Origin of the sequence: Cellulomonas aerilata, from assembly GCF_007991755.1 — a bacterium.
Lineage (GTDB): Bacteria > Actinomycetota > Actinomycetes > Actinomycetales > Cellulomonadaceae > Pengzhenrongella > Pengzhenrongella aerilata.
In genome coordinates this window covers 406,531-433,317 of sequence record NZ_BJYY01000013.1, presented here as the reverse complement: position 1 = coordinate 433,317, position 26,787 = coordinate 406,531, and the positions used below count along the sequence as shown (strand labels likewise).

Annotated in this window: 23 protein-coding genes; 13 read left to right on the top strand and 10 right to left on the bottom strand. The window is 74.7% G+C overall.

Annotated features, from left to right (window positions below; genetic code table 11):
* Positions 1-5 precede the first annotated feature (5 nt).
* A complete protein-coding gene (locus tag CAE01nite_RS10095; protein WP_186816508.1) occupies positions 6-872 on the bottom strand; it encodes an SDR family oxidoreductase in 867 nt (288 codons plus the stop codon).
* A gap of 182 nt (positions 873-1,054) precedes the next feature.
* Between CAE01nite_RS10095 and CAE01nite_RS10090 the strand changes: the two genes are divergently transcribed.
* Both CAE01nite_RS10090 and CAE01nite_RS10085 read left to right on the top strand, forming a co-directional pair.
* Positions 1,055-2,308: an MFS transporter gene (locus CAE01nite_RS10090; protein ID WP_146904077.1), complete on the top strand. Its 1,254-nt coding sequence runs from the start codon at positions 1,055-1,057 to the stop codon at positions 2,306-2,308.
* A 225-nt stretch (positions 2,309-2,533) separates the two neighbouring features.
* Positions 2,534-3,910 carry an HNH endonuclease signature motif containing protein gene (locus CAE01nite_RS10085; protein WP_146903550.1) on the top strand — a complete coding sequence of 459 codons (1,377 nt, stop codon included), beginning with the start codon at positions 2,534-2,536 and terminating at the stop codon, positions 3,908-3,910.
* 84 nt (positions 3,911-3,994) lie between these two features.
* On the opposite strand, the gene CAE01nite_RS10080 is transcribed toward CAE01nite_RS10085, so the two are convergent.
* From CAE01nite_RS10080 to CAE01nite_RS10065, 4 genes are all read right to left on the bottom strand, one after another.
* Positions 3,995-4,471: a PTS mannitol transporter subunit IIA gene (locus tag CAE01nite_RS10080; RefSeq protein ID WP_146903548.1), complete on the bottom strand. Its 477-nt coding sequence runs from the start codon at positions 4,469-4,471 to the stop codon at positions 3,995-3,997.
* Positions 4,468-6,090, bottom strand: a complete 1,623-nt coding sequence (locus tag CAE01nite_RS10075; RefSeq protein WP_146903545.1) for a PTS mannitol transporter subunit IIBC — start codon at positions 6,088-6,090, stop codon at positions 4,468-4,470. Before CAE01nite_RS10075 ends, CAE01nite_RS10080 begins: the two co-directional genes overlap by 4 nt.
* A 161-nt stretch (positions 6,091-6,251) precedes the next feature.
* Positions 6,252-7,292 carry a zinc-dependent dehydrogenase gene (locus CAE01nite_RS10070; RefSeq protein ID WP_146903542.1) on the bottom strand — a complete coding sequence of 347 codons (1,041 nt, stop codon included), beginning with the start codon at positions 7,290-7,292 and terminating at the stop codon, positions 6,252-6,254.
* Positions 7,293-7,504: 212 nt separating this feature from the next.
* Positions 7,505-7,786, bottom strand: a complete 282-nt coding sequence (locus CAE01nite_RS10065; protein WP_146903539.1) for a YciI family protein — start codon at positions 7,784-7,786, stop codon at positions 7,505-7,507.
* A gap of 253 nt (positions 7,787-8,039) precedes the next feature.
* Here CAE01nite_RS10065 and CAE01nite_RS10060 point away from each other — a divergent pair, with 253 nt between their 5' ends.
* Entirely contained in the window at positions 8,040-10,661 is a 2,622-nt protein-coding gene (locus CAE01nite_RS10060; protein WP_222595873.1) for an ExeM/NucH family extracellular endonuclease, read from the top strand.
* A 129-nt stretch (positions 10,662-10,790) separates the two neighbouring features.
* On the opposite strand, the gene CAE01nite_RS10055 is transcribed toward CAE01nite_RS10060, so the two are convergent.
* The 3 genes from CAE01nite_RS10055 to CAE01nite_RS10045 all read right to left on the bottom strand — a co-directional run bounded on the left by CAE01nite_RS10055 (position 10,791) and on the right by CAE01nite_RS10045 (position 13,869).
* Positions 10,791-11,648, bottom strand: a complete 858-nt coding sequence (locus tag CAE01nite_RS10055) for a sigma-70 family RNA polymerase sigma factor (protein ID WP_146903533.1) — start codon at positions 11,646-11,648, stop codon at positions 10,791-10,793.
* 174 nt (positions 11,649-11,822) lie between these two features.
* Positions 11,823-13,331, bottom strand: a complete 1,509-nt coding sequence (locus CAE01nite_RS10050) for a multicopper oxidase family protein (RefSeq protein WP_146903530.1) — start codon at positions 13,329-13,331, stop codon at positions 11,823-11,825.
* Between the two features lie 73 nt (positions 13,332-13,404).
* Entirely contained in the window at positions 13,405-13,869 is a 465-nt protein-coding gene (locus tag CAE01nite_RS10045; protein WP_146903527.1) for a hypothetical protein, read from the bottom strand.
* Between the two features lie 370 nt (positions 13,870-14,239).
* Here CAE01nite_RS10045 and CAE01nite_RS10040 point away from each other — a divergent pair, with 370 nt between their 5' ends.
* The 5 genes from CAE01nite_RS10040 (at position 14,240) to CAE01nite_RS10020 (ending at position 19,828) form a co-directional block, all read left to right on the top strand.
* Positions 14,240-14,458: a hypothetical protein gene (locus CAE01nite_RS10040; protein ID WP_146903524.1), complete on the top strand. Its 219-nt coding sequence runs from the start codon at positions 14,240-14,242 to the stop codon at positions 14,456-14,458.
* 124 nt (positions 14,459-14,582) lie between these two features.
* Entirely contained in the window at positions 14,583-15,596 is a 1,014-nt protein-coding gene (locus CAE01nite_RS10035; protein ID WP_146903521.1) for a zinc-dependent alcohol dehydrogenase, read from the top strand.
* Positions 15,593-17,197, top strand: a complete 1,605-nt coding sequence (locus CAE01nite_RS10030) for a xylulokinase (protein ID WP_146903518.1) — start codon at positions 15,593-15,595, stop codon at positions 17,195-17,197. The genes CAE01nite_RS10035 and CAE01nite_RS10030 overlap by 4 nt, the downstream gene beginning before the upstream one ends.
* A 254-nt stretch (positions 17,198-17,451) precedes the next feature.
* On the top strand, positions 17,452-18,687 hold the full coding sequence (locus CAE01nite_RS10025; protein ID WP_186816506.1) for an aminopeptidase: 1,236 nt from the start codon (positions 17,452-17,454) through the stop codon (positions 18,685-18,687).
* A gap of 130 nt (positions 18,688-18,817) precedes the next feature.
* Complete coding sequence (locus CAE01nite_RS10020; protein ID WP_146903512.1) at positions 18,818-19,828, top strand: ketopantoate reductase family protein; 1,011 nt, start codon at positions 18,818-18,820, stop codon at positions 19,826-19,828.
* Between the two features lie 93 nt (positions 19,829-19,921).
* Here CAE01nite_RS10020 and CAE01nite_RS10015 read toward each other — a convergent pair whose 3' ends face one another.
* Positions 19,922-21,433, bottom strand: a complete 1,512-nt coding sequence (locus tag CAE01nite_RS10015) for an MFS transporter (protein WP_146903509.1) — start codon at positions 21,431-21,433, stop codon at positions 19,922-19,924.
* 131 nt (positions 21,434-21,564) lie between these two features.
* Here CAE01nite_RS10015 and CAE01nite_RS10010 point away from each other — a divergent pair, with 131 nt between their 5' ends.
* The 3 genes from CAE01nite_RS10010 (at position 21,565) to CAE01nite_RS10000 (ending at position 24,426) form a co-directional block, all read left to right on the top strand.
* A complete protein-coding gene (locus CAE01nite_RS10010; protein ID WP_146903506.1) occupies positions 21,565-22,335 on the top strand; it encodes a TetR/AcrR family transcriptional regulator in 771 nt (256 codons plus the stop codon).
* A 79-nt stretch (positions 22,336-22,414) separates the two neighbouring features.
* Positions 22,415-23,671, top strand: coding sequence for a kynureninase (locus CAE01nite_RS10005; RefSeq protein WP_186816505.1), 1,257 nt, complete (start codon positions 22,415-22,417; stop codon positions 23,669-23,671).
* A complete protein-coding gene (locus CAE01nite_RS10000) occupies positions 23,668-24,426 on the top strand; it encodes an alpha/beta hydrolase (protein WP_146903504.1) in 759 nt (252 codons plus the stop codon). The genes CAE01nite_RS10005 and CAE01nite_RS10000 overlap by 4 nt, the downstream gene beginning before the upstream one ends.
* Before the next feature lie 108 nt (positions 24,427-24,534).
* Here the strand turns inward: CAE01nite_RS10000 and CAE01nite_RS09995 are convergent, their stop codons facing one another.
* Positions 24,535-25,074: an ester cyclase gene (locus CAE01nite_RS09995; RefSeq protein ID WP_146903501.1), complete on the bottom strand. Its 540-nt coding sequence runs from the start codon at positions 25,072-25,074 to the stop codon at positions 24,535-24,537.
* Between the two features lie 122 nt (positions 25,075-25,196).
* On the opposite strand from CAE01nite_RS09995, the gene CAE01nite_RS09985 reads away from it, so the two are divergent.
* Together CAE01nite_RS09985 and CAE01nite_RS09980 are read left to right on the top strand one after the other, a co-directional pair.
* Positions 25,197-25,514, top strand: coding sequence for a DUF1905 domain-containing protein (locus CAE01nite_RS09985; RefSeq protein WP_146903495.1), 318 nt, complete (start codon positions 25,197-25,199; stop codon positions 25,512-25,514).
* A 33-nt stretch (positions 25,515-25,547) separates the two neighbouring features.
* Complete coding sequence (locus CAE01nite_RS09980) at positions 25,548-26,768, top strand: M20 metallopeptidase family protein (RefSeq protein WP_186816504.1); 1,221 nt, start codon at positions 25,548-25,550, stop codon at positions 26,766-26,768.
* Positions 26,769-26,787: the final 19 nt, after the last annotated feature.

Here is a 26,787-nt window from a genome sequence, read left to right as displayed (position 1 = left end):
GGTCCTCAGGCGCTCGCGGTGGTCCGGACGAGCTCCTGCACGACCGTCCGCGCCGGGGTGGGGGCGATGCCGGAGGTGCCGGACAGCTCCGTCATGTCGATCGGCGAGTCGTAGGTGTCCATCAGCGCGAGCAGGCCGCTCATGACGGGCGGAAGACCGGGCACGGGCTCGCCGGGGGCCACCGTCCGGACGTCGAGCTCGCGGCCGAGCTCGTCCTGCGCGAGCGCGACGACGTCCCGCCAGGACACGGGCTCCGGACCGCCGATCACCAGGGTGCGACCGGCCCGCTGGGACGGGTCGAGCGCGGCGACGGCGTACGCCGCGACGTCCCGGACCGAGACCATCGAGTGGCGCCGGCGCCCTTCGCCGACGAGCGTGACCGGCTGCCCGGCGAGCGCCGGACCGACGACCGCCGGGACCCAGATGTCCAGGTAGATGTTCGGCCGGAGGATCGTCCAGGCCGTCCGCGAGCCGCGCAGGTGGTCCTCGGCCTCACCCTTGCCACGGAGGAACGGGTCCGGGCCGGCTGCGTCGGCCCCGAGGGCCGAGACGAGCACGAAGTGCTCGACGCCGGACGCCACCGCGGCGTCGATCAGGTCGACGTTGCCGCGTCGCTCCACGGTCTCGGGCGTGTCCGCCCCGCCGCGCTGCGCGGAGTTGGCGGTCGTCACCACGGACTCGACGCCGGCGCACGCGGCGCGCAGCGACGCCGGGTCCTTCAGGTCCCCGGTCACCAGCTCGGCGCCGGCCGACCTCAGCTCGGCGGCGCCCGGCCCGCCCCGCACGAGGGCACGGACCCGGTGCCCCTGCTCGAGCAGCCGGTGTGCGATGAGTCCACCCAGGAGGCCGGTGGCACCGACGACGAGGATCACGTCCGCTCCCTCCCGCACAGCCACGTCGCTGCACGCCTGTCAGGCGGCACGCGTCGGGCGCGGGTGCGCGGACGTCGGCCGCACCTGGCACCTCGCGATCATGCTCGCGCCGGGTCAGCAGGGGAAGTCCCGCGGCGTGGCCTGGGCGTGCGAGACCGGTCGGTGGGATCCTCCTCGGCATGGTGGCCCCGACGCCGCGGCGCATACAGCGCCTGTACCTCGTCCTGGTGGCGGGCAACACGCTCGCCACGTCCGTGATCTGGGGTGTCAACACGCTGTTCCTGCTGGACGCGGGGCTGACCAACTTCGAGGCGTTCGCCGCCAACGCGTTCTTCACCGCCGGGATGGTGCTGTTCGAGATCCCCACCGGGGTGGTCGCCGACGTCCGGGGACGACGCGCCTCGTACCTGCTGGGGACCGTCGTGCTGTCCGCGTCGACGCTGCTCTACTACGCGCTGTGGGTGAGCCACGGCCCGTTCTGGCAGTGGGCGGTCGTGTCCGTGCTCCTGGGGCTGGGGTTCACGTTCTTCTCCGGGGCGGTCGAGGCCTGGCTGGTCGACGCCCTGGTCGCGACCGGGTACACCGGCGCCCTCGAGGCCGTGTTCGGCCGCGCCCAGACGGTCGGGGGCGCCGCGATGCTGGTCGGCGCCGTCGGGGGCGGGGTGCTGGCGCAGGCGACGTCGCTGGGGTTCCCCTTCCTCGTCCGGGCGGGCGCGCTGGTCGTCATGACGGTGGTCGCGGGGCTGTTCATGCGGGACCTGGGGTTCACGCCCGACCGTTCCGCTCCCGCACGGGAGGCGGTGCGCGACCTGCTGCGCGCGTCGGTCCGGCACGGGCTCGGCAACCGCCCCGTGCGGTGGCTGATGCTCGCCGCACCGTTCGTGTCCGGTGTCGGGATCTACGCCTTCTACGCCCTGCAGCCCTTCCTGCTCGAGCTCTACGGGCGCGAGGACGCCTACGTCGTCGCCGGGCTCGCGGCCGCAATCGTCGCCGGCTCGCAGATCGTGGGCGGCCTGCTGGCGACCCGCCTGCGGTCGGCCGTCCGCCGGCGCACGACGGCGATCATCCTGTCGACCGCGGGCTCGGCGGTCGCGCTGGGAGCGCTCGCCCTGACCGGCAGCTTCGTCGTGGCTCTGGTGCTGCTCGTCGTCTGGGGCCTGCTGGAGGCGGCGTCCGAGCCGGTGCGCCGGGCCTACCTCAACGACCTCATCCCGTCCCGCCAGCGCGCCACGGTGCTGTCCTTCGACTCCCTCATGGGCAACACCGGTGGGGTCGTCGTCCAGCCCGCGCTCGGGCGCGCCGCGGACCTGGTCGGGTACGGGACGTCCTACGCCTTCGGGGCGCTGGTGCAGCTGGTCGCGGTCCCGTTCCTCGTGCGCAGCCGGCAGGAGCGCCACCCGGCGGACCTGGGCTCGCAGGCGCCGTCGGCGTCGTGAGGGGTCGCGGGCCGAGCCGTCACGAGCTCCATTCCCGCCGTCGTCACTGGCGCCGCGCCGACCACAGGCTGCCGATTCTCGGTCCCGTCCACAATGCATGGTGAGGCCCCCGGGGAATGTCAGTGGCCCACCGTAGAGTCGTGCCCAAGGAGTTCGCTCGATCGCGTCAGGTAAAACCTTGTGATCTGCCATGGCGCGCCTAGGGGCAGGAATGAGGTGACCGTCGTGGCCGATGAGGACTCGCCCGGCAACACCCTTCAGCGCCCGCGAGCGGTGGATGTCGCTCTCCTGCCCGCGGGCGTCGCCGGCCCGCTGGTGGATTTGGTGGCTGCCATGGACCGCGTGGGGTCGCTGGCCGCTGGGACGGACCTCGACGGGCGTCAGGCCGAGGCCGTGGCGGCGGTGCTCGCCGACGTGACAAGCCGCGCTGCGGTGGCGCAGGCGCGGATGCTGTCGGTGATCGAGGCGGACGGGCTGTGGTCGCTCAGGGCCAGGTCGTTGGCGCGGTACGCGGCGCGCCAGCTCGGCACCGGCATCCGCACCGCTCAGGAGCAGGTCCGGCTGGCCCGAGCCCTGCGGGACGACCTGCCGGCGACCCGGGTAGCGGCAGCAGCGGGCGAGGTCACCGTGGAGCACGCGCGCGTGCTGGCGGCGCTGGCGCCGACGACGGAGCAGCGGCGAGCCGTGCTCGCTCAGGCCGACAACCCGTGCAACGAGGAGTGGCTGGTCCGCCAGGCGCAGCTGCTGCCGGTGGACGACTTCCGCGTGCTGGTGAGGCGCTGGGCCGCCGAGGCGGACGCCGACGCGGACGACCGCGGGTACGTCGAGGCGTGCGACCGCGAGTTCCTCGAGGTCTCACCGACCTGGGGCGGGTACCACGTCGATGGGTTCCTCACCGTCGACCACGGACAGGCCCTGCGCGAGGCGCTGGAGTCGCTCACGCCCGTGCCGGCCGCCGGGGACGACCGGACCGCCGACCAGCGTCGCGCCGCCGCCCTCGGCTCGATGGCTCGGCTCGTGCTGGACAACGCAGCCACGGGGACCGGCCGGACCGTGCGGCCGCGGATCGGGGTGCTCGTCTCGCACGAGACGATGCAGAACCTCGTCGACCGGGCGCAGGCCGCGCAGGACCGGCGGACGCTTCCCGGCCTCGCACCCGGGCTGTCGCCGCGGACAGTGGCGCAGACCCCGCAGTTCGAGGACGGCACTCCCGTCCCGCGGATCCTGCTGGACCGGCTGGCGTGCGACGGCGAGCTGAACCGCTACGTCTTCGGACCGCGGTCCGAGATTCTCGACGTCGGCCGAGCGGAAAGAACATTCACGCGAGCCAGACGATCAGCGATCATCGCCCGCGACCGGCACTGCCGATATCCCGGCTGCACCGCGCCACCGCTGATATCGGAATGCCACCACGTCGAGCACTGGTCGCGCGATCACGGGAGCACGTCCGTGGACGACGGCATCCTGCTGTGCTTCCACCACCACGACCACGTCCATGCGCGCGGTATCGAGATCCAGCGGCGGGGGAGCCGTTGGGTGTTCACCGACGCCGCCGGACGAGAGGTGGGGGGTCACCGCCCGGACGACGACGGCGTCGCGTAGACGCGACGCAGGCCCGGACCGTCCGGCCCGGGCCCGCGTCGTCTCCCCTCAGTGGTGGGGAGGGAGCACCCCGGTCGCCACCCCTCAGTCGTCGTTGACCGACTGCAGGATGTCGTAGATCTCCCCGGCGCTGCCGGCCTGGAGGATCCCGCGCGCGAGGTCGTCGTCGGAGAACACCAGGGCGACCTTGGACAGCACCTCGAGGTGGCCGCCCTCCGCGCCCGCGATGCCGACGACCACCCGGACGGGGTTGCCGTCGCCCCACTCCAGCGGCTCGTCGTACCGCACCAGGCTGATCGCCGACCGCTTGATGCTCGCCTTGGACTCGTTCGTGCCGTGCGGGATCGCCAGCAGGCTGCCCATGTACGTCGTGTAGGACCGCTCGCGCTCGAGCATCGCGTCGACGTACGCGGGGCTCACCGCCTCGGCCTGCACCAGCAGCGCACCGGCCTCGCGGATGGCGTCCTCCTTGGTCCGGGCCGACCCCGAGATGACGATCAGGTCCTTGCTGAGGACGTCGTCGGCGCCCTCGTCGGCGGGCGTCGGGCTGGTCTGCGTCACTTGTCCGCTCCTTCCGCGTCGTGCCGGCGTGCGGTGACCTCGTCGACGACCTGGTCGTAGACGGGGCTGTTCATGAAGTTGTCCACCGAGAGGTGCCGCGAGTGCGGCGCCCGGATGCGGGCCCGGTCGGTCAGCTCGCGCTGGCTGATGACGAGGTCGGCGTCGTCGTGCAGGTTCGCGACCGCGACGTTGACGACGGACACGTCCCCGGCGCCGGCCTTCTTCAGCTTGCTCCGCAGCACGCTCGCGCCCATGGCGCTGGAGCCCATCCCGGCGTCGCAGGCGAAGATGATCGAGCGCACGGGCCCGTCCGCGACCGCCGTCGCCGTGACCGGGGTGGTCGCGTCGGCCATGGTCGTCGGCTCGCCGTCGCGCTGCGACAGCGTGCCGAGCACCGAGCTGCCCTTGCCCTTGTTCGCCTCGGTCTGGGCGATCGCGGCCTCGAGGTCCCCGCTCTCGCCGAGCTCGAGGTCCCGACGGCGCGACGCCCGCAGGATCAGCGCCGAGACGAGGAACGACACCCCGGCGGCGAAGAGGACCGACAGGATCACCCCGAGGTAGCTGTCCCGGGAGGTCTGCGCCAGGACGGCGAAGATGCTGCCCGGTGCGGCGGGACCGACCAGGCCGCTGCCCAGGACCGCGTTGGTCGCGACCCCGGTCGCGCCGCCGAGGATGGCGGCGACGATGAGCATCGGCTTCATCAGCACGAACGGGAAGTACACCTCGTGGATGCCGCCGAAGAAGTGGATGATGATGGCGCCGGGGGCCGACGCCTTGGCCGAGCCGACGCCGAACAGGGTGTAGGCCAGCAAGATGCCCAGGCCCGGTCCGGGGTTGGACTCGACGAGGAACAGCAGCGACTTGCCGGACTCGGTCACCTGCTGGACGCCGAGGGGGACCAGGATGCCGTTGCCGACGGCGTTGTTGAGGAAGAGCACCTTGGCCGGCTCGACGATGACGCTCAGCAGGGGCAGCAGGCTGTTCGCGGCCAGCCACTCGACGACGGCGCCGAGCACGTTGCTGATCTGCGTGACCAGAGGGGCGATGCCGAAGAGGGCCGCCACCGCGAGCGTGCCGCCGACGATGCCGGCGGAGTACATGTTGACGAGCATCTCGAAGCCCGGGCGGATCTTGCCGTGCCAGATCGCGTCGACCTTCTTCATGATCCACGCGGCCAGCGGGCCGACGATCATCGCGCCGAGGAACATCGGGATCGTGCTGCCGACGATGATGCCGACCGTCGCGATGCTGGCGACGACGCCGCCGCGCTCGCCGTAGACGATGCGCCCACCGGCGTTCGCGATGAGCAGCGGCAGCAGGTAGGTGATCATCGGGCCGACCAGCCCGAGGTACTGCCGGAACGTGGTGCCGTCCTCGGCCTCGACGAGCTGGGTCGCGGCCCCCTGCCAGGAGCCGACGTCGGCGTTGCCGAAGCCGCCGATGACGGCGTTGGGTGTCCACCCGAGGGAGATGAAGAGCGAGGTGATCAGGCCCCAGGCCACGAAGGCCGGCAGGTTGGGCATGATCATCCCGGTCAGGAACGCGCCGAAGCGCTGCAGGCGGACCTGCGCGGCCTTGCGACCGCTCATGGCGGGGGAGGCCGCCACGGCTGTGGTCATCGTCGACTCGCTTTCGTGTGATGCCGTGATCGATGGGTGGCGTCGTCGGTGACGCGACCTGGACTGGCGGCGGTGCTCCGCGGAGGACGTCGTCGACGCCGTGCGGTCGTGCGGTGGTGCGGGGGTGCCGGGCGGTGCCGGGCGGTGCCCGGCCGCGGTTCTCAGGGCTCGATGGTGACCTTGATGCCCGTGCCGTTCTGGACGATCGCGATGCCGTCGAGCACCTGGTCCAGCGGCAGGCGGTGGGTGATGAGGTCCGACACGGGGACCCGGCCGTCGGCGATCATCGCGAGCGCCTGCTTGTTGTGCTCCGGGCTCGAGCCGTTGGCGCCCTTGATGGTGAGCTCGCTGTAGTGCACGAGGTTGGAGTCCAGCGTGATGGTCGGCCGGTCCTTCGGCAGTCCGCCGAAGAAGCTGACGCGCCCTTGCGGCCCCACCATGCGCAGCGCCTGCTCCTGGGCCTGGCCGGACGCCGCGGCGGTGATGACGACGTCGACGCCGCGGCCGTTCGTCAGCGCGCGCACCGCCTCCACCGGGTCGGTCTCGGCCGCGCAGATCGCCGCGTCCGGCTTGACGAGGTCGGCGGCGAGGTCCAGGCGCTCGCGGCTGAGCTCGACGAGGAAGACCTGGGCCGCACCTCGGGCCCGGGCGAGGCGCACGTGGAGGCAGCCGATCGGTCCGGATCCGACGACGACGACCACGTCGCCCTCGTGGGTGTCGATGAGCTCCTGGGCGTTGATGGCGCACGCGAACGGCTCGGCGACGCTGGCCTCGGCGTACCCGACGTTCTCCGGGATGCGGTTGAGCCCGTCCACCGCGAGCACCTGCGGCGGGACGATGACGTACTGGGCGAAGCCCCCGTCGAAGTCGTAGCCCATGGACAGCTGGTTCGGGCAGACGGTCATCCGGCCGGCCTGGCAGAACTCGCACGTCCCGCACGGGATGGCGGCGATGACCTGCACGCGGTCCCCGGGTGACCAGCCGGTGACGCCGGCGCCGACCTCGACGACCTCGCCGGCGATCTCGTGCCCCATCACCCGGGGCGGGACGATCCGCTGGTGCCCGGACTTGGTGATCTTCACGTCGGTGCCGCAGGTGGAGTTGGCGCGGACGCGGAGCTTGACCTCGCCCTCACCGGGGCTGGGCTCGGGGACGTCCTCGATGCGGACGTCGCCGGGGGCGTAGAACCTCAGGACCTTCATGACACTCCTTCGTGTCGGTGGACATGCCGGGCCCTCGGGGACGCGGCACCTGCGCCCCTGTGACCCGATGTCCGACCGTGTTGGTACGGATCTGTTTAGTTCCGGATGTCTGTGGTGTCAAGCGTTTCGCCCGAGATCCGGGCAGGAACGGGCGACAGAGCCCGTGGGACGGTCCCGGCAAGGCCCGGGTGGCCCCCGACCGAACACGGCCGTCAGCCGCCGTCCGGGGCGAGCACCTCGTCCCAGGGGCGGATCGTCCACGACGCGACGACACCGTTGAGCACGAACGGGTCGCCGGCCACGAACTCCTCGGCACCCTCGCTCGAGGTGAAGACCGCCAGCGCCTCGCCGTTCATGGGCTCCTGCAACGTCCCGGCCATCAGCAGGACACCGCGGTCGTGGAACTCGTGCAGCCGCCGGACGTGGGCCGCGCCGTTGGCGGCGGCCAGCGGCATGAAGTCCTCGACGGCGGTGTAGCGCAGCACATGCTTCATGGCGCCATGCTGGCGGCACCGGGCCCCGGCGGACCACGAAATGAGCAGGTGGATGTCGTACCACCGGGCGTCGGCTGCCGGACACGTGCCGGTCATCTCGACCGGTCAGGATTCCGGCGCGGTACGGCGCGGACGCCCGTGCGGGTGGCGTGGCCGACACTGTCACAGCCAAGATCAGCGGCGGTGCGCGTCCCTGTGACCCATGGCTGCGCCCGTTCGCACCGACCGATCCACCACCACCGGAAGGTCCCCTGTGTCCCGAACCCTGCGCCGCTCGCGTCCCGCGCTCGCGGCAACCGCCGCCTCGCTGGCCGTCGTCGGCCTGCCGGCGGCAGGCGCCACCGCCGCACCGCCCACCGCCCCCTTCATCTCCGAGGTCCACTACGACAACGCCGGCACCGACGCGGGGGAGTTCGTCGAGGTCCAGCTGCCCGCGGGGACGTCGTCCGCCGGGCTCTCGGTCGTCCTCTACAACGGCAGCAACGGCGCCACCTACGGCACCCTCGCCCTGCCGGCCGTGACGGCCGGCGCCGAGGCCGCGGTCGCGGTCGTCGAGGGCCCGTCCAACGGCATCCAGAACGGGAGCCCGGACGCCATCGCGCTCGTCCGCGGCACCGAGGTGCTCGAGCTGCTCTCCTACGAGGGGACCCTCACCGCCACCAACGGTCCCGCCGCCGGCCTGACCAGCACCGACATCGGCGTGGCCGAGGCCGGGACGGAGGCCCTGGGGCAGTCGCTGTCGCGCTCGTACGACGCCGCGAAGGACGCGCTGGTGTGGGCGGGCCCGGCCACCGCCACCCGCGGAGCCGTGAACGCGGCCGTCACGCCCGAGCCGGAGCCCGAGCCGGTCGCCGTCTGCGACACGACGCCGACGCACCGCATCGGCGCGGTCCAGGGCAGCGGAGCGGTGACCCCGCTCGACGGCCAGGTCGTCACCGTGCGGGGTGTCGTCGTCGGCGACGTGGAGGGCTTCTCCGGCTTCTACCTGCAGGACGTGACCGCCGGGGGCGACGGCGACGCCGCGACGTCCGACGGCGTCTTCGTCTTCAGCCCGGTCGCGGTCGACCTGGGCGACACCGTGGCGGTCACCGGGACGGCCGAGGAGTTCGGCGGCCAGACCCAGGTGGACGCGCCCACCGCCGTGCAGGTGTGCGTCGACGGGACCGCGGACGACCTGCCCGCCGCCGCCCCGCTCGACCTGCCGGCCGACGACGCCACGCGCGAGCGCCTCGAGGGGATGCTCGTGGCGCCCGTCGACACTCTCACGGTCAGCGAGGTCTTCGACCTGACCAGCTTCGGCGAGCTGACCCTCTCCGAGGGCGGCGTGCTCGTGCAGCCCACCGAGGTCGCGCGGCCCGGCACACCGGAGGCCCAGGCCGTGGCGGCCGCCGACACGCTGCGCCGCATCGTGCTCGACGACGGCCGGTCGGCGCGGGTCACCGCGACGACCCGCCCGTACCTGTCCCCGACGACGCCGGTGCGCGTCGGCGACACGCTGTCGTTCACCGAGCCGCTCGTCCTGGGCTACGGCTTCAACCAGTGGCGGCTGCAGCCGGCCGACGGCACCGCGCAGGGCGTCTTCGCGCCGACGAACACGCGCACCGCGCGGCCCGACCCGGTCGGCGGCGACGTGCAGATCGGGGCCTTCAACGTCCTGAACTACTTCATCACGTTCGACCAGACGGTCGGCCGTGGGGCCCGCAACCAGGACCAGCTCGACGATCAGGCGGGCAAGATCGTCCCGGCGATCACCGCCCTGGGTGCCGACGTCGTGACGCTCATGGAGATCGAGGACACGGACTCCACCGGTGCCAGGCCCGGCGACGCCGACGGTGCGCTGGCCGAGCTCGTGGGCCGGCTGAACGCGGCCGCCGGCGGGGACGTGTGGGCCTACGTGCCGCTGCCCGAGGAGCTGTACGCGGTGGACCGCGACGTGATCCGCAGCGCGATCATCTACCGGCAGGACGTCGTCCAGCCGGTCGGCGACCCGGTCGGGCTGGTCGACGAGACGGTGTGGGCCAACGCCCGCGAGCCCATCGCCCAGACGTTCGTCAAGGACGGCGACGCCTTCACCGTGGTCGCGAACCACTTCAAGTCCAAGAGCGCCGGCGCCGCGACCGGTGACAACGTCGACGACGGCGACGGGCAGGGTGCCTGGAACGGCGACCGCACCCGCCAGGCGGCGTCCCTGGCCACGTTCGTCGAGGGGCTGCGCACGCGGTCCGGCGAGGACGACGTCGTGCTGCTCGGCGACTTCAACGCCTACACGCAGGAGGACCCCATCGAGGCGCTGCGCCAGGCGGGCTTCACCGACCTGGGCGAGGACCTCGACCCGGGCCGGTACAGCTACGTGTTCGACGACAAGTCGGGCTCGCTGGACCACGCCCTGGCGACCGCGTCGCTCACCGCCAAGGTGACGGGGCTGGCGCACTGGAACATCAACGCGGTCGAGTCCTCCGCCTACCAGTACACCGGGGACCCGGCGCTGTGGGCAGCGGACCCGTACCGGTCCAGCGACCACGACCCGCTCGTGCTGGGCGTCGACCTCGACGAGCGCTGCGCCGGCCTGCGTCCCACGATCCGCGGCACCGCGGGGGACGACGTCCTGAGCGGCACCAACGGCCGTGACGTGATCATGGGTCTCGGCGGGGACGACGTCCTCGTCGGCAGCAACGACGAGGACGTCCTGTGCGGCGGGGCGGGCGACGACCGCCTGTCCGGCGGCAACGGCGACGACGTCCTGCTCGGCGGCTTCGGTGACGACGACCTCGCGGGTGGCAACGGGTCCGACCGCCTGGTCGGTGGGCCGGGCACGGACGTCCTGGGCCAGGAGAACGGCACGGGCGCCCGGCAGCAGGACGGCGCCGAGTCCTGACGCCTGACCCACGCACGCCGGCCGGCGCGGATCCCTCCGGGGGTCCGCGCCGGTCGGCGTCCCGGGGGGGCGGCCCGCGTCCCGGGGCGGCGGCCCGCGTCCCGGGGCGGGCCCGGGTTGCGGCACGCGTCAGGCGCTGCGGACGACCGCGCGGACCTGCGGGCTCCGTCGCCGGCTCGGCAGGCTGACGAGCGCCGCCTCGGCCGCGGCCGCCGCGACCTTGGCGTAGTACTCCTGCCGCCGCCGGGCCGCCGCACCGTCCGGACGCTCGGGCACCGTGACGAGGTCGGGGTCGAGGTGGGAGTTGATGCCGTCCCGCATGAGAGCCATGGCCTCGGTGCTGATCTGGCTCACCCGGGACTGCGTGATCCCGAGCTCGGCGGCGACCTCGGCCATGGGCCGCTCCTCGAAGTACACGCCGACGACGACCTGACGCATGCGCTCCGGCAGGACGGCGACCGCGGCGTGCAGGTACTGCTGGCGCTCGTCGACGAGCAGCTGCTCCTCCGGCAGAGGGTCGGTGTCCCGCACGGAGTCCGCGAGGGACGACTCGTCGGGGCCCGCGTCCATGGACAGCACCCGCACGTCCAGGACCGCCTGCGCGTCGTTCACCTGGGCCGCGGTCATGCCCAGCGCCGCACCGACCTCCTCGCGGGACGGCGTGCGGCCCAGCGTCCCGGCCAGCTCCACGCTGGTCTTGGCGAGGCGGCTGGCCTTGTCCCGGGCCTGCCGCGTCGCCCAGTCCAGCGACCTGAGCTCGTCGATGAGCGCCCCCCGGATCCGCAGCGCCGCCCACCGGCCGAACGGCACCCCGGTGGAGTCGTCGTACGAGCGCGCGGCCCGCACCAGCGCGAGCTGCCCGGCGGAGACCAGGTCGTCCCGGTGCACGTGCGGCGGCAGCCGGGAGAGCAGCGCGTTCACCTGGTGCCCCACGACGTCCAGGTGCTCGACGACGAGCGCGTTCGTGTGGTGCTCGTGTGAGGGCATGCATCGGCTCCCGCTCGGGCGTGGTCGTCGCAGCGACGCTGTGACTCGAGTCACGGCCGCGCGCGACTCTAACCCGGTCCGCCCGCGGAGGCGACGGCGTCCGAGGCGACGGCGTCCGGGTCGAGCTCTGCGGTCATCGTGGACCCGGGCGTGCGGTGACCCGCGCGCCGCCGGTCACTCCGGGCGGTTGTCGCCGCCGAGCCGGAACGGCGTCGTGACGCCCTCGTACATCAGGTGCGCGACCAGCCCCTCGGCGGCGTGCGGCAGGTTGTGGCAGTGGTCCATCCAGATGCCGGGGTTGTCGGCGACGAACGCGATCTCGTAGGACTCGCCGACCCCGACGTCGAGCGAGTCCACCACCCACGGGCTCCCGGTGGCCGCGACCCCGTCGCGGGACAGGACCACGGCGTGGTGGCCGTGCAGGTGCATGGGGTGGACGGCGCCGGTGCCGTTGCTGATCGCGACCCGGACGACGTCGCCCTCGGTCACCATGAACATCGGGACGTCGGGGTACAGGTGCCCGTTGACCGTCCACCACATCCCCGGCCGGCCGTCGAGGAAGCCCGGACGCCGTCCCACCCGGTACTCGAACGTGCGGGTCGCTGCGGCGGGGTCGAAGCCGAGCGGGGCCGGCGTGCCGTAGGAGAGCGGGTCGACCCGGTCGCGGGGCGGGCGGGCGGCCGGGGGAGCGGCGCCGGGCGGGCCGAGGACGACGGCCGCTGTCCCGCCCAGCTCCACCCGGGCGCCGGAGCCGTCGGCCGGTGTGGTCACGACGAGGTCCGCCCGGCCGCCCGCGGTCACCTCCACGGAGCGGCCCTCGACGAGCCCAGGCTCGTGGACGTCGGTGCCGTCGATCGCGGTGAGCCGGAACGGCGCGCCGTCCACCCAGACCTGCACGGAGGCGTTGTCGCTGTTGATCACGCGCACCCGCACGTCGGCTCCGGGCGCGGCGTCGACGTGGGTGTCGCCCGGACTGCCGTTCACCGTGCGGACGCCGTCGTAGAGATGGACGAGCGCGACGACGTCGTCGGCCGGCTGCGCGCTCGGCGCCGCGGGCTCGACGACGAGCGCACCGAGCAGCCCTCGCCGGACCTGCTCGTGCGACATCTGGTGCGCGTGGTACCAGTACGTGCCCGGCCGGTCGGCGACGAACCGGTACGTGAACGTGCCCCCGGGCGGCACCGCGTCCTGCGTGACGCCGGCGACGCCGTCGGCCGCGTTGGGGACGTCGATCCCGTGCCAGTGCAGCGTGGCGCCGTCCGGGACGGACTCGTTCACCAGGCGCGCCTCGACCAGGTCACCCTCCCGGGCCCGGATGACCGGGCCGGGCGAGGCACCGTTGACCGTGTAGCCCTCCACCGACGTGCCGTCGGCGAGCGTGATCGTCTCCTCGCGGACGACGAGCTCGACGGTGACGTCCGCGGACCGGTCGGCGGGAGCGGTCAGCTGCTCCACCGAGCGCGATCCACCGCCGGGCGCGGTGTGGTCGTGCACGGCGCCCGGCGGTGCGCTCCCCGACCCGCTGCCCGACCCGCTCCCCGGTGCCGCACGACCGTCGTCCACGTAGCCCATGTCCGTCGCCGCGTACGACGACGGGAGCAGGCTCGCCTGCCACAGCCACGTCGGCGCGGCGAGCACGCCGACGGTGGCCGCGACGGCCACGACGGTCCGCCGTCGGGTCATCGTGGGCTCCGCTCGGTCCGCGGGACGGTCGGCGGGACGCCGGGCATGGTCAGGTCGGCAGCCGGGTCGGCGGTCAGGTCAGGGCGGACTGGCGCGTCCGCTGCTCCACCGGGACGTCGGCCCGGGGCACCCGGCGCGCGGCCACCACCGCGGTGCCGAAGAGGGCCAGCGCGTTCAGCCCGTGCAGGAGGCCGAGCCACGACATGCCGTGCAGGAACATGCCCAGCAGGACCTGCAGGACGACGAGCCCCAGCACGACGGCGGCCATCCGGACGCCGCCGGGCACCTTGGCGAAGAACGAGACGATCAGCAGGACCAGGGCCAGCGCCGGGATGACGAACATGCCGTTGAGGCCGTGCAGGATCAGGCCGATCAGCTCCGGGAACAGGGTCTCGCCGCTCTCGACGGCAGCTGCGTCGAGGACGCCCCCGCCCTCGATGTAGAGCCCGAGACCGGCGATGGCGTAGACCATCACGGCTGCCTGGATCGCGACCTCGATCGCGATCAGTGCTGCCAGGACCTTGTAGACGCTCCTCATGGCGACCGCTCCTTCGCGTGGACGTGCGGGACGGAGAGGTCCGTGACCCCCGCCGCGGACCCCGACCGGCCGGGCGACCGGCCCCTGCCCGTCCGGGGGGCGGGGGGCGCCCGACTTGCGAAGTGACGTCGTCAATGCTAGCGAGCCCAGCGGGTCGGGTGGAAGGTGAATACCCGGCAGCAACGGAGCGCTCAGCGGTCGCGCGCGGCGGCACGCGGGGTGATGGTGGACGCAGAGCACGCCCGATGACGCGCGGACCGGGGCCGGATCCCGACAGGGTTTCACCCACCCCATCGCGTCACCGCGCAGCACCCCAGGGCTCTCACCAGGTGAGGGCTCGTACCGGCACAGCGACGAGGACGTGGTGGGCATGGACGTGGCGATCGGCAAGGACACGGGCGCCCGGGGGGCGCCTCGCCCGGAGGACCACGTGCGCCTCGTCTACCACTACCGCGACGGTCACGACTTCACCACGGAGACGATGCTCCGGACGGATGCCGTCGCGTACATGCCCTTGCTGAACGCGGTGTGCGTGGACCCCGAGCACTACGAGGCGTCGTTCGCGCAGATCGAGCTCCGGGTCGGCTGAGGCCCGCACGCGGGGCCGCGTCTCCCGGCGCGTGCGTCCGGCGTCGCCCGTGGGATCGTGGGCCCGGCGCAGCGGCGCCGGCGTCGGTGACGCACGTACGCACCAGAGAGTGGAGCCCCGCCCCATGAAGGTTGCCCGTCTGCACGGCCTCGGCGACGTCCGCGTGGGGGAGGCGCCGGACCCGGTGCCCGGGGACGGCCAGAGCCTCGTCCGCGTCACCGCGGTGGGCCTGTGCGGCTCGGACCTGCACTGGTTCGGCGAGGGCGGCATCGGCGACGCCCAGCTCACCGACCCCTTGGTGCTCGGCCACGAGATGGCGGGCGTCGTGCAGGGCGGCGAGCACGACGGGAGGCGCGTCGCGATCGACCCCGCCTGGCCGTGCGGGCACTGCGAGGACTGCCTGGACGGCAACCGCAACCTGTGCCGGACGGTGCGGTTCGCCGGGCACGGCACGAACGACGGCGGGCTGCGCGAGCTCATGGCCTGGCCGGACCACCTGCTGCATCCCGTGCCGGCGACGCTCACCGACGCCGACGTCGCGATGCTGGAACCGCTCGGGGTCGCGCTGCACGCGCACGACCTGGCCCGCCCGCGCGCGGCCGAGACGGTGGCCGTCGTCGGCTGCGGGCCGATCGGGCTGTGCCTGGTGCAGCTCGCCCGCATCACCGGCGCGGCGCAGGTGGTCGCCGTCGAGCCCCTGGAGCACCGGCGTGCTGCCGCGGCGTCGATGGGCGCCGACGTCGTCCTCGACCCGGCCGACCCCGGGGCCCTCGCGGCCCTGCTCGAGGCGACCGGCGGGCGGGGGGTCGACGTCGCCTTCGAGGTCGCGGGCAACGACGCCGCGGTCGCCTTCGCGGTGCACGCGGCGGCGCCCGGCGCGCAGGTGATCCTCGCCGGGATCCCGGGGCAGGACACCACCGCCTTCCCCGCGGCGGTCGCCCGGCGCAAGGGGCTGACCCTCAAGCTCTCGCGTCGGATGAAGGAGATGTACCCGCGCACGACGCGGCTGGTGGAGCGCGGCCTCGTCGACGTCCGGTCGGTCGTCTCCCACACCTACGGGCTGGACGAGGTCGCCGAGGCGTTCCGGGTCGCCGACGCCCGTGTCGGCCTCAAGGTCGTCGTCGAGCCGAACGCATGAGCACGACAGCCGCGGACCTCGTCCTCGCGGTCGACACCTCGACGACCGGCGCGAAGGCGATCGTCCAGGACCCGTCCGGCGCCGTGGTCGCCCAGGCCTCCCGGCAGCTGCCGACCCGGCAGCCGCGCCCGTCGTGGCACGAGCAGGACGCCGAGGACTGGTGGACGGCGACCCGCGGCGCCGTCGCCGAGGCGGTCGCGGCGCTCGACGACCCGTCCCGCGTCGGCGCGCTGTGCCTGACCCACCAGCGGGAGTCGTTCGTGTGCCTCGACGCCGCCGGCCGGCCGCTGCGACCGGCGATCCTGTGGCTCGACGGGCGCGCGCACGAGGAGATCGCCCGGTTCGGGACGCGGTCGGTGCACGAGACGTCCGGCAAGCCGCCGGACACGACCCCCGCGATCTACAAGCTCGCGTGGCTGGCCCGGCACGAGCCGGACACCCTGCGTGACGCCGCCATGGTCGGCGACGTGCACGCGTACCTGACCTGGCGGCTGACCGGCCGGTGGGCGACCAGCGACGGGTCGGCCGACACCCTCGGTCTGTTCGACCTGCGCCGGATGACCTGGTCCCCCGACCTGCTCGCCGTCGCCGGGCTGCGCGCGGAGCAGCTGCCCGCGCTGGTGCCGGTGGGCGAGCCGGTGGCCGACCTGACGCCGGACGTCCCGACGGCCCTCGGGCTGCCCGCGCCGGTCCCCCTGGTGGCCGGGATCGGGGACGGCCAGGCGGCCGGCATCGGGCTCGGCGCCACGACTCCCGGGGTGGCGTACCTCAACCTGGGCACGTCCATGGTGCTCGGGGTGCAGTCCGACGCCTATCTGTGGGACCCGGCGTTCCGGACGATGGCGGGGGTGCGGGCCGGCCTGTACACGCTCGAGACGGTGCTCAACGCGGCGGCGTACGTCGCCACCTGGTGCCGCGAGCAGTTTGGCGAGGCGGGGGTGGACGGCCCGGCCGGTTCCGGCCTGGAGACCGCGGCCGCGCAGGTGCCGGCCGGCGCCGAGGGTCTGCTCACGGTGCCGTACTGGAACGCCGCGCAGACGCCGTACTGGGACCCGCTGGCGCGGGGCGTCACGGTGGGCTGGCACGGGCGCCACACCCGTGCGCACCTGTACCGCTCGATCCTGGAGGGCGTCGGCTTCGAGCTCCGCCTGCACCTGGAGCGGCTCGAGGCCGTCACCGGCCGGCCGATCACGACCATCCGGGTGGTCGGAGGTGGCGGTCGCAGCGCGCTGTGGGTGCAGATCCTGGCGGACGTCACCGGACGCCCGGTGCGGGTGTGCGCCGACGAGGAGTGGAGCGCCGCCGGCGCCGCGGTGCTGGCGCGCGCGTACCTGGACCGGACCCAGGGGGTCGCCGACGGGTCGGGTGCAGTCCGGCCCGGCGGCCCGTCGGAGCCCGGCGCCCCCGCGGGGCCCGGCGCCCCGGCAGGGCCCGGGGCCCCGGTGGTGCCCGGCGAGCCCGCGGGGCGCGACGTGCTGCCGGACCCGGCCGCCACCCGGCGCTACGAGCGCCTCTCGGCGGTGCACCGGCGCATCTACCCCGCCCTGCGCGACGTCTTCGGCGACCTGCACGCCGCGGCCCGGGAGGACGACGCCCCGTAGGACACCGGCGAGGAGGACACCGGCGAGCATGACACCGGCGAGGAGGACACCGGCGAGGACGGCGGGCAGGTCACCGGCGAGGGCACGGGGGACGCCACCACGCACGGGCGCCGCGCGCCGTAGGCGTTGCCCGCCCGCCGTCGGCGGTGGTGGACTGCGAGGCACGGACCCGGACCCCCGCCGCAGCGCCACTGCCACGGCGGGCGACCGCCGGGTTCGCGTCGTCGGTGCGGACGTCGAGCGGGGGACCGGTCGTGGACGAGTCGCTGGACGCCCTGGTGGAGGCCTACGCCGGGCTGGTGGTGCGGGTGGGGGTGAACCTGCAGCCCGGCCAGCGCCTGGTGGTGCGGGGCATGGTCGAGCACGCACCCGTCGCCCGCGCCGTCGCGGCGGCGGCGTACCGGGCCGGGGCGAGCCACGTCACGGTGCTGTACGTCGACCAGCACCTGCATCGCCTGGCGGTGGAGCACGCCCCGCAGGACCGGCTCGGCCGCTCGCTGCCCTCCGAGCTGGCGTGGGTGCGCGCCCTGCGTCCCGACGGAGCCGCGCTGGTCACCCTGACCGGCAACCCGAACCCGGACGTGATGACCGGTGCCGACCCGGCCCGGCTTGCGGCGTCGGTGCCCCGGGACCTCGTGCGCGAGCTGCTGCCGTTGCTCGCCGCGGACCAGATCCGCTGGACGATGGTCGGTGCCCCCAACCCCGGCTGGGCCACCAGCCTGTTCGGCGAGCCGGACGTCGCCCGCCTGTGGCGCGCGGTCGCCGTCGCGGTGCGCGCCGACGAGGACGACCCGGTGGCGGCGTGGCGTGCGCACCTGGCGGACCTGGAGGCCCGCCGCGACCTCCTGGACGCCCGGCGGTTCGACGCCATCCGCTTCCGTGGGCCCGGCACCGACCTCGTGGTGGGGCTCTCCCCGCGCTCGCGGTGGCTGACGGCCGGGCACACCGCTGCGGACGGGCACGGCTTCGTCGTGAACCTGCCGACCGAGGAGGTCTACACCGCACCGGACTGGCGCCGGGCGGAGGGCACCGTCCGCACCACCGCGCCGTTCTACCTCGCGCACATGAGCACGCTCGTGGAAGGCCTCTCCCTCGAGCTGTCCGACGGCGCCATCCGCGCCGCGCACGCCGACCGGGGGGAGGCCGCCGTCCGCCGAGAGCTGGACACCGTCCCGCGGGCGCGGCACCTGGGCGAGGTCGCGATCGTCGACGGGTCGTCGCGCGTGCGGCGGGCGGGGCTCGCCTTCCGGGACATGCTGTTCGACGAGAACGTCGGCTCGCACATCGCCTGGGGCAACGGGTACCCGACCACCTTCGCCGGCGCGGAGGACCTCGACCCCGACGCCCGGGTCGCGGCCGGGCTCAACCAGGCGCCCACGCACGTGGACGTGGTCGTCGGCAGCCCGGAGGTCGAGGTGGACGGGCTCGACGCCGCGGGACGGGCCGTGCCGATCCTGCGCGGGGACGCGTTCGTGCTCGTCGACGCCTGACGCTCGCCGCGCGCTCCGGCGGCCCGCCGTCCGCTCCGGCGGCCTGTCGTCCGCCCCGGCGCCCCGTTGTCCGCTCCGGTGATCCGCCGCCCGGTCGGCGAGGCACCCGTACGTCGACGAGGATGCCCGGATGCGCTTCGTCATCATCGGAGCCGGCGCCGTGGGTGGGACCCTCGGCGCGCGGCTGCACCAGTCCGGGCACGACGTGGTCCTGGTGGCGCGCGGCGCGCACGGGGACGCGCTGCGGTCGGAGGGGTTGACCCTGCACACCGCCGAGGGCGCCGTGACCCTGCCGGTCCCGACGGTGTCCGGACCGGACGAGCTCGCGCTCACGCCGGACGACGTCCTGGTCTGCGCGGTCAAGTCCCAGGACACCCGCGACGTGCTCGACACCTGGGCGCACGTGCCGGTCGGGCCGTCGGGCCGCCCGGCCGCCGCCACCCTGGCGTTCGTCGTCGCGCAGAACGGGGTGGCCAACGAGGTCGCCGCGCTGCGGCTGTTCGCCCGCGTCTACCCGGTGTGCGTGTGGCTGCCGGCCACCTACCTGGAGCCGGGCGTCGTCCACGCCGAGGGGTTCCCGTACTCGGGGTGGCTCACGGTGGGCCGCCTGGGTGGCCCGCTCGACGACGTGTCGGCGCGCCTCGTGGCGGCCCTGGGCGCCAGCCGGTTCCTCGCCGTCGAGGACGCCGAGGTCATGCGCTGGAAGCACGGCAAGCTGCTCAGCAACCTCGGCAACGGCCTGGACGCCGTGTGCGGCCGCGCGCCCGGCACGGACGAGCTCGCCGCACGCCTGCGTGCCGAGGGTCGGGCGGCGCTGACCGCGGCCGGGATCGCGTTCTCCACCCCGCAGGAGGAGGCCGCGCGGCGCGGGGACGCGGTGCAGGTCCGGCCGGCGCCGGGCACCGACCGCGGCGGCAGCTCGACGTGGCAGAGCCTGGCGCGGGGGACCGGCAGCATCGAGGTCGACTACCTCAACGGTGAGATCGGCCTGCTCGGCCGGCTCCACGGCGTGGCCACACCGGTGAACGACGCGGTCCGGCTCGCAGCCCACCGGCTGCTCGCCGAGGGTCGGGCGCCCCGGTCGTTCGACGTCGCGGAGCTCACCGCGATGGTCGCCGACGCCGAGGCGGCCCGAGCCTGACGTGGCCGGTGGGTCCTACGGGCCCGGGCGCCGGAGCCGGCCGCGCCCGCGAGCCGGCCGCGCCCGCGAGCCGGCCGGGCCGGTCGGACCCGGTCAGTGGGCGGTGACGGGCTCCGGCGCCGCGGGCAGGGCCCCGGCCTGGGTGCGTGCGGCGAGCATCGCCACCCGGACCGAGTGCCGGTTGAGGACCGTCGCGCCGACGAGGGCGACGACCAGGAACGCGGCCGCGGAGCACCAGAACGCCGTGTGGTAGCCCTGCAGGGTGGCCGCCGCCAGCGCGGCCGGCGTCGGGTCGCGGTCGGCGAGGGAGGACGCGATCGCGTTGGCGCTGAGCGTGCTCAGCAGGGCGGTGCCGATCGAGCCGCCGATCTGCTGCATGGTGTTGACGGTCGCCGACGCCACACCGGCGTCGCGCCGGTCCACGCCCGCCGTCGCGGTGTTCATCGCCGAGGAGAAGATGAGCCCGAGGCCCAGGCCCAGCACCAGGAGGCCGGGCAGCACCGTCCCCGCGTAGCCCGTGTCGAGCCCGATCCGGGTCAGCAGCACCATGCCGGCGGCCGCCAGCAGCCCGCCGACGGTGATCAGCACCTTGGGGCCGACGCGCGGCAGCAGCCGGCCACCGATGACGGCGGCGCTGGTCATGATCGCGGCGCTCATCGGCAGGAAGGCGAGCCCGGTGCGCATGGAGGAGAAGCCGAGCGTCACCTGCAGGTAGTAGGTGAGGAAGAGGAAGAGGCCGAACATCCCGACGGCGGTGAGCGCCATGGTCAGGTAGGCGCCGCCGCGGTCACGGTCCAGCACGACGCGCAGGGGCAGCAGCGGGTGCGCGACGCGGGTCTGGATGACGACGAACGCCACCAGCAGCAGCACGCCGCCGATCAGGCACCCGACCGTCACCGGGTCGTCCCAGCCGTTCGTCTCGGCGTTGGAGAACCCGTAGACGATCGCCACGAGGCCGGCGGTGGCGGTGACGACGCCGGGGACGTCGATGTGCGGGCGCTCGGCAGGGCGCGGGTGCGCCCTGAGGTACAGGACCGCCCCGACCAGGCCGACGGCGGCGATCGGCAGGTTCACGTACAGGCACCAGCGCCACGAGGCGTACTCGGTGAGGGCGCCGCCCAGCAGCAGGCCGATCGCGGCGCCGGAGCCGGCGATGGCGCCGAAGATGCCGAACGCCTTCCCGCGCTCGCGCGGGTCGGTGAACGTCGTGGTCAGCAGGGACAGCGCCGCGGGCGCCAGGAGGGCGGCGAACACGCCCTGCAGGGCTCGGGCGGCGACGAGCATCTCGAAGCTCTGGGCCGCGCCGCCCAGCGCGGACGCGAGCGCGAACCCCACCAGGCCGGCCATGAACGCGCGCCGGCGGCCGAGGAGGTCCGACAGACGCCCGCCGAGCAGCAGCAGGCTGCCGAAGGCCAGCGAGTAGGCCGTGACGACCCACTGACGCTGGTCGTCGTCGAAGGTGAGGTCGCGCTGCGCGGTGGGCAGCGCGATGTTCACGATCGTGGCGTCCAGCACGACCATGAGCTGGGCGATGCCCAGCACGGCGAGCCCGAGCCAGCGGTGGTCGACGCGCGGACGCGCGGGTGGTGCGGAGGGGGAGGTCATGGGGCGTCCTTCAGCGGCCGGATGCGAGCGGGGCGTTCGACGCTGGACGCACCGTCGAGGGTAACGCGGAAGCGGATGAAAAGCATCCACTTGTGGCTGCGACCCAGGTCACCGCGGCCTAGACTCGCCGGGTGAGGAGCACCGAGGCCGACGTGGGGAGCGCAGCGCAGGACGCCGGGGGCAACCTCGCACGTGACCCCGCACGCGACCCCGCACGCGACCCTGCAGGGCGCCCGGCCCGCGCAGCGGCCGAGGCCGTGACCGCCGGTCCGCGGCCCCTGCGAGCCGACGCCGAGCGCAACCGCCGGCTCGTCCTGGACGTCGCGGCGCGTGTCTTCGCCGAGCGTGGGCTGGGGGCGACGCTCAACGACATCGCGCACGAGGCCGGCCTCGGGGTCGGGACCGTCTACCGCCGGTTCGCGGACAAGCAGGCGGTCGTCGACGCGCTCTTCGACGCCAAGTTCTCCACGCTGGTCGAGCTCGCCCGGTCCGCCGGGGACGCACCCAGCGCCGGAGAGGGGCTGCGGACCTACATCTGGGGCGCCGCCGAGGCCCGGACGCGCGACCGCGGGCTGGCCCAGGTGCTCGCCGGGGCCGGGACGCCGGGCGCGGAGGCGGAGGGCAAGCGCCGGATGCTGCACGGCCTCGTCGAGGACCTCGTCGCGCGCGCGCAGGCCGAGGGGTCGGTGCGGCCGGAGGTCGCGGCGTCCGACGTGCCGATCTTCATGCTGATGATCGGGGCGGTCGCGGACGCCACCCGTGGCGTCAGCGACGACGCCTGGCAGCGGTACGCGCGCCTGCTCATCGATTCCCTGGCGCCCTCGACCGGTGCGGAGGCGCTCGCCGTGGAGCCGCTCGGTCTCGACCAGATCTTCGTCGCGCTGCAGCGCCGTACGGCGTGACCCCGCCGGCGTCCGCGACGCCCGCGCCCGACCACAGAGAGCCCGACGACAGACAGCCCGACGACAGGAGGACGAGCGCGTGACCACCGCACCCTCGACCGGCACCCGCTGGCTGGCCCGCGCGGAGGCGCTGGACGCCGACGACCCACTCGCGCCGCTGCGCACGGAGTTCCTGCTGGACGCCGCCCCCGACGTCGTGTCGTACCTCGACGGCAACTCTCTCGGCCGGCCGCTGCGCGCGACCGCGGAGCGGATGGCGGACTTCGTCGGCTCCCAGTGGGCCGGCCGGCTCATCCGGGGCTGGACGGACGGGTGGATGCGCTGGCCCGAGGTCGTGGGCGACGAGCTTGGCCGCGTCGTGCTGGGCGCCGCGCCGGGGCAGACGGTCGTCGCGGACTCGACGACCGTGCTGTTCTACAAGCTGGTCCGCGCGGCGGTCGACGCCGCCGCGGACGGGCGCGACGAGATCGTGTGCGACACCGACAACTTCCCGACCGACCGGTACGTGCTCGAGGGCATCGCCGCGGAGCGCGGCCTGACCGTGCGGTGGATCGACACCGACCCGGCGTCGGGCGTGACGGTGGAGCAGGTCCGGGCTTCCGTCGGCCCGCGCACCGCCCTGGCGACGTTCAGCCACGTCGCCTACCGCTCGGGCCACCTGGCCGACGCCGCGGGCATCACCGCCGTCGTCCATGACGCCGGTGGCCTGGTGCTGTGGGACCTGAGCCACTCCGTCGGGTCCGTGGACCTGGAGCTGGACGCCTGGGGCGTCGACCTGGCGGTGGGCTGCACGTACAAGTACCTGTGCGGCGGCCCCGGCTCGCCCGCGTTCGGCTACCTGGCCGCGCGGCACCAGGGTCGGCTGCGGCAGCCGGTGCAGGGATGGATGGGTCACGCCGAGCCGATGGTCATGGGACCGGGCTACGCCCCCGCTGCGGGGGCGCGGAGCCTGGTCAGCGGGACCCCGCCGATCCTGGCGATGGTGCCGCTGCGCTGCGGGCTCGAGGTCATCGACCGGGCCGGGATGGCCGCGGTGCGCGCCAAGTCGGTGCAGCTGACCGAGCTCACGCTGGAGCTGGCGGACGCGTGGCTCGCCCCGCTTGGAGTCGACGTCGTCTCGCCGCGGGACGCGCGCCGGCGCGGCGGCCACGTGACCCTGCGACGTGACGACTTCCGCGAGGTGACCGACCTGCTCTGGCAGCGCGGCGTCGTGCCGGACTACCGGCAGCCGGGCGGCATCCGCATCGGCCCGGCGCCGCTCAGCACGAGCTTCCGCGAGCTGCACGACGGGCTCGCCGTGCTCCGCGACGTCCTGCTCGACCGGCCACGCCCGTGACGGACGCCCCGGTCGCCCACCCGTACGGCCCCGACCCGGACCAGTACGCGGACCTGCGCCTGCCCGCCGGCCCGACGCCGCCGGGCGGGTGGCCGGTGGCCGTGCTGGTCCACGGCGGCTACTGGCGCTCGCGCTACCGCGCCGACCTGATGGACCCGATGGCGCAGGACCTGACCGCTCGCGGCCTGGCGACCTGGAACGTCGAGTACCGCCGACCCGACCGCCACGGCTGGGACGCCACCACCCGGGACGTCGCGGCGGCGCTCGCGGCGCTGGCGGACCTCGACACCGCTCTGGACCCGGCGCGGGTGGTGACCCTCGGCCACTCCGCCGGTGGTCAGCTCGTCGCCCGGCTCGCCGCCGACGCGGCCGCCGACCCGGCCGCCCGGGTGCGTCCGGCGCTCACCGTCTCGCTCGCCGGCGTGCTGGACCTGGTCGAGGGGCACCGTCGCCGGCTCGGCGACGGTGCGGTGCAGCTCGCGCTGGGCGGGACGCCGGACGACGTGCCGGACGTCTACCGCGCGTCGTCGCCGGCCGCGCGCGTGCCGATCGGCCTGCCGCTGGCGGTGGTGTCGGCCGCCGACGACGACCCGGACCTGCTCGCGACCGGCCGCTCCTTCGTGGCCGCCGCGACCCGCGCAGGGGACGACGTCGTCGTGGTGGACGGCCCGGGGGACCACTTCGCCGTCATCGACCCGGCGTCCGCCATCTGGCCGGCGGTCGTCGAGGTGGTCCAGGCCGCCGTCCGGCACTGACCGGCACTGACCGGCACTGAACGGCCCCGACCGGCGCCCCCTCGGGCGCCCGGCGGTACCGGTCGGTGCGGCAAGCCGACCGGCGCCCGTCCGGCCGCGTAGCGGGCGTCAGAGGTCCGGCGGCTCGGTGGGGGTGGCGGCGGGGGACTCGACCGGCTCGGACGGCTCGGGCTGCCCGGCCGGGCGCGGTCCGGGGGTCAGCGGCTGGTCCACCCCCACCACACCGAGCTGCTGCAGCGCCTGGCCGGTGTCCGTGATCTCCCACAGCTCGGTGATCCGGCCCTGCGACACCCGCGCGAACAGCCCCTGGTCCACGGCCAGCGGCCGCCCGGTCGGGTCGAGGCCGAGGAAGGCGCCGTCGTGCGTCCCCGACACCCGCACCCGCGCCACCACCCGGTCGTCGCCGTCGGGCAGGCGCTGCGCGACGACGTCGTGCACCTCGTGCCGCAGCGACCCCAGCCCCTCGTGCGCCTCCGCCCAGGTGAGGGCCGCCTCCGGGACACCCGAGTACGGCGGTCCGCCGCCGGACGGGTGGACCACGACGTCGTCGTGCAACCAGGTCCCCAGGTCGTCCAGGGTGCCGGCGTCGCCGCAGGCGAGGTAGCCGCGGAGCACGTCCGCAGCTCGTCCGGCAGGGTCGTCGGCCATGGCGGTCACGGTATCCGCGGCGGGCCGGGCGGGCCCGGTGGAGAGCCGGTCCGCCGCCGCGGAGGTCGGCGGGTGGGCACGGACCCTGGTCCCCGACGCCCCACCGGCGCGACGATGCCGCCATGACCGACCGGCTCACCCCGACCTACACGTTCGACGCGGACCTGTGGCTGTGGCAGGCCCGGACGGACAGCTGGACGTTCGTCAGCCTGCCGACCGACCTCGCCGACGAGCTGCTGGACCGTGCCGGCCCCGCGGTCCGCGGCTTCGGCTCGGTGCGGGTCGCGGTGACGATCGGGGCGACGTCGTGGCGCACGTCGCTGTTCCCCGACGCCACGGCCGGCACCTACGTGCTGCCGGTGAAGAAGGCGGTCCGCACCGCCGAGGGCCTCGCCGCCGGGGACACCGCGCACGTGCGGTTGCGGCTCGTCGACGTCTGAGCCCGCCGGTGCCCGGGCCGGTAGCGTCGGCCCGTGACCCAGACCCCTGCGCACGTCCCCGCCGACCTGCTCGACGACGCCCGGGCGCTCGCCCCCGAGCTCGCCGCGCTGCGCCACGACCTGCACCGGGTCCCCGAGATCGGTCTGGCCCTGCCGCGTACCCAGGAGCGCGTCCTGCGGGCGCTCGACGGGCTGGGCCTGGAGGTCACCACCGGGGCCGGCCTGAGCTCGGTCGTCGCCGTCCTGCGCGGCGGGCGGCCGGGGCCCGCGGTGCTGCTGCGCGGCGACATGGACGCCCTGCCGGTCACGGAGGACTCCGGCGAGCCGTTCACCAGCGAGCACGCCGGCGCCATGCACGCGTGCGGCCACGACCTGCACGTCGCCGGTCTGGTCGGGGCGGCCCGCCTGCTCGCCGCCCGGCGCGAGGTGATCGCCGGGTCGGTGGTCCTGATGTTCCAACCGGGGGAGGAGGGCAACCACGGGGCCCGGATCATGATCGAGGAGGGCGTGCTCGACGCCGCCGGCACGCGGGTGGTCGCGGCGTACGGGGTGCACGTCGTCTCGGCGATGGTGGCCGGCGGCGTGGTCACCGGCCGGCCGGGGACGGCGATGGCGGCCGCGGACCAGATGTACGTCACGGTCCGCGGGCGGGGCGGGCACGGGTCCATGCCGCACCTGGCCGCCGACCCCGTGACCGTCGCCGCCGAGATCGTCCTGGCGCTGCAGACCGCGGTCACCCGGCAGTTCGACGCGCACGACCCCGTCGTGGTGTCGGTCGGCCGGATCGCGGCGGGGACGGTCGACAACGTCATCCCCGGCACGGCCGAGATCGACGCCACCGTGCGCACCTTCTCCCCGGCGCAGCACGCGATCATCCCCGACCGGCTCATCCGGGTCGTCGAGCACGTCGCCGCGGCGCACGGGCTCACCGCCGACGTGAGCTACGTGCGCGGGTACCCCGTGACCGTCAACGACCCGCACGAGGTCGAGCGCGCCCGGCGGGTCACCACCGCGCTGACCGGCGAGGCCGGCTTCGAGGTCGCCGCGCGGCCGGTGTCCGGTGCCGAGGACTTCTCCTACGTGCTGGAGGAGGTGCCCGGTGCGTTCCTGTTCGTGGGTGCGACCCCGTCCGGAGCGGACCCGGCCACGGCGCCCTACAACCACTCCGCGCACGCGCGATTCGACGATGCCGCGCTGCCGCTGTCCGCCGCGGTGCTCGCCGGCCTCGCGCTGGACCGGCTCGCCGAGGGCTGACGGCCTGGCCGAGGGCGGA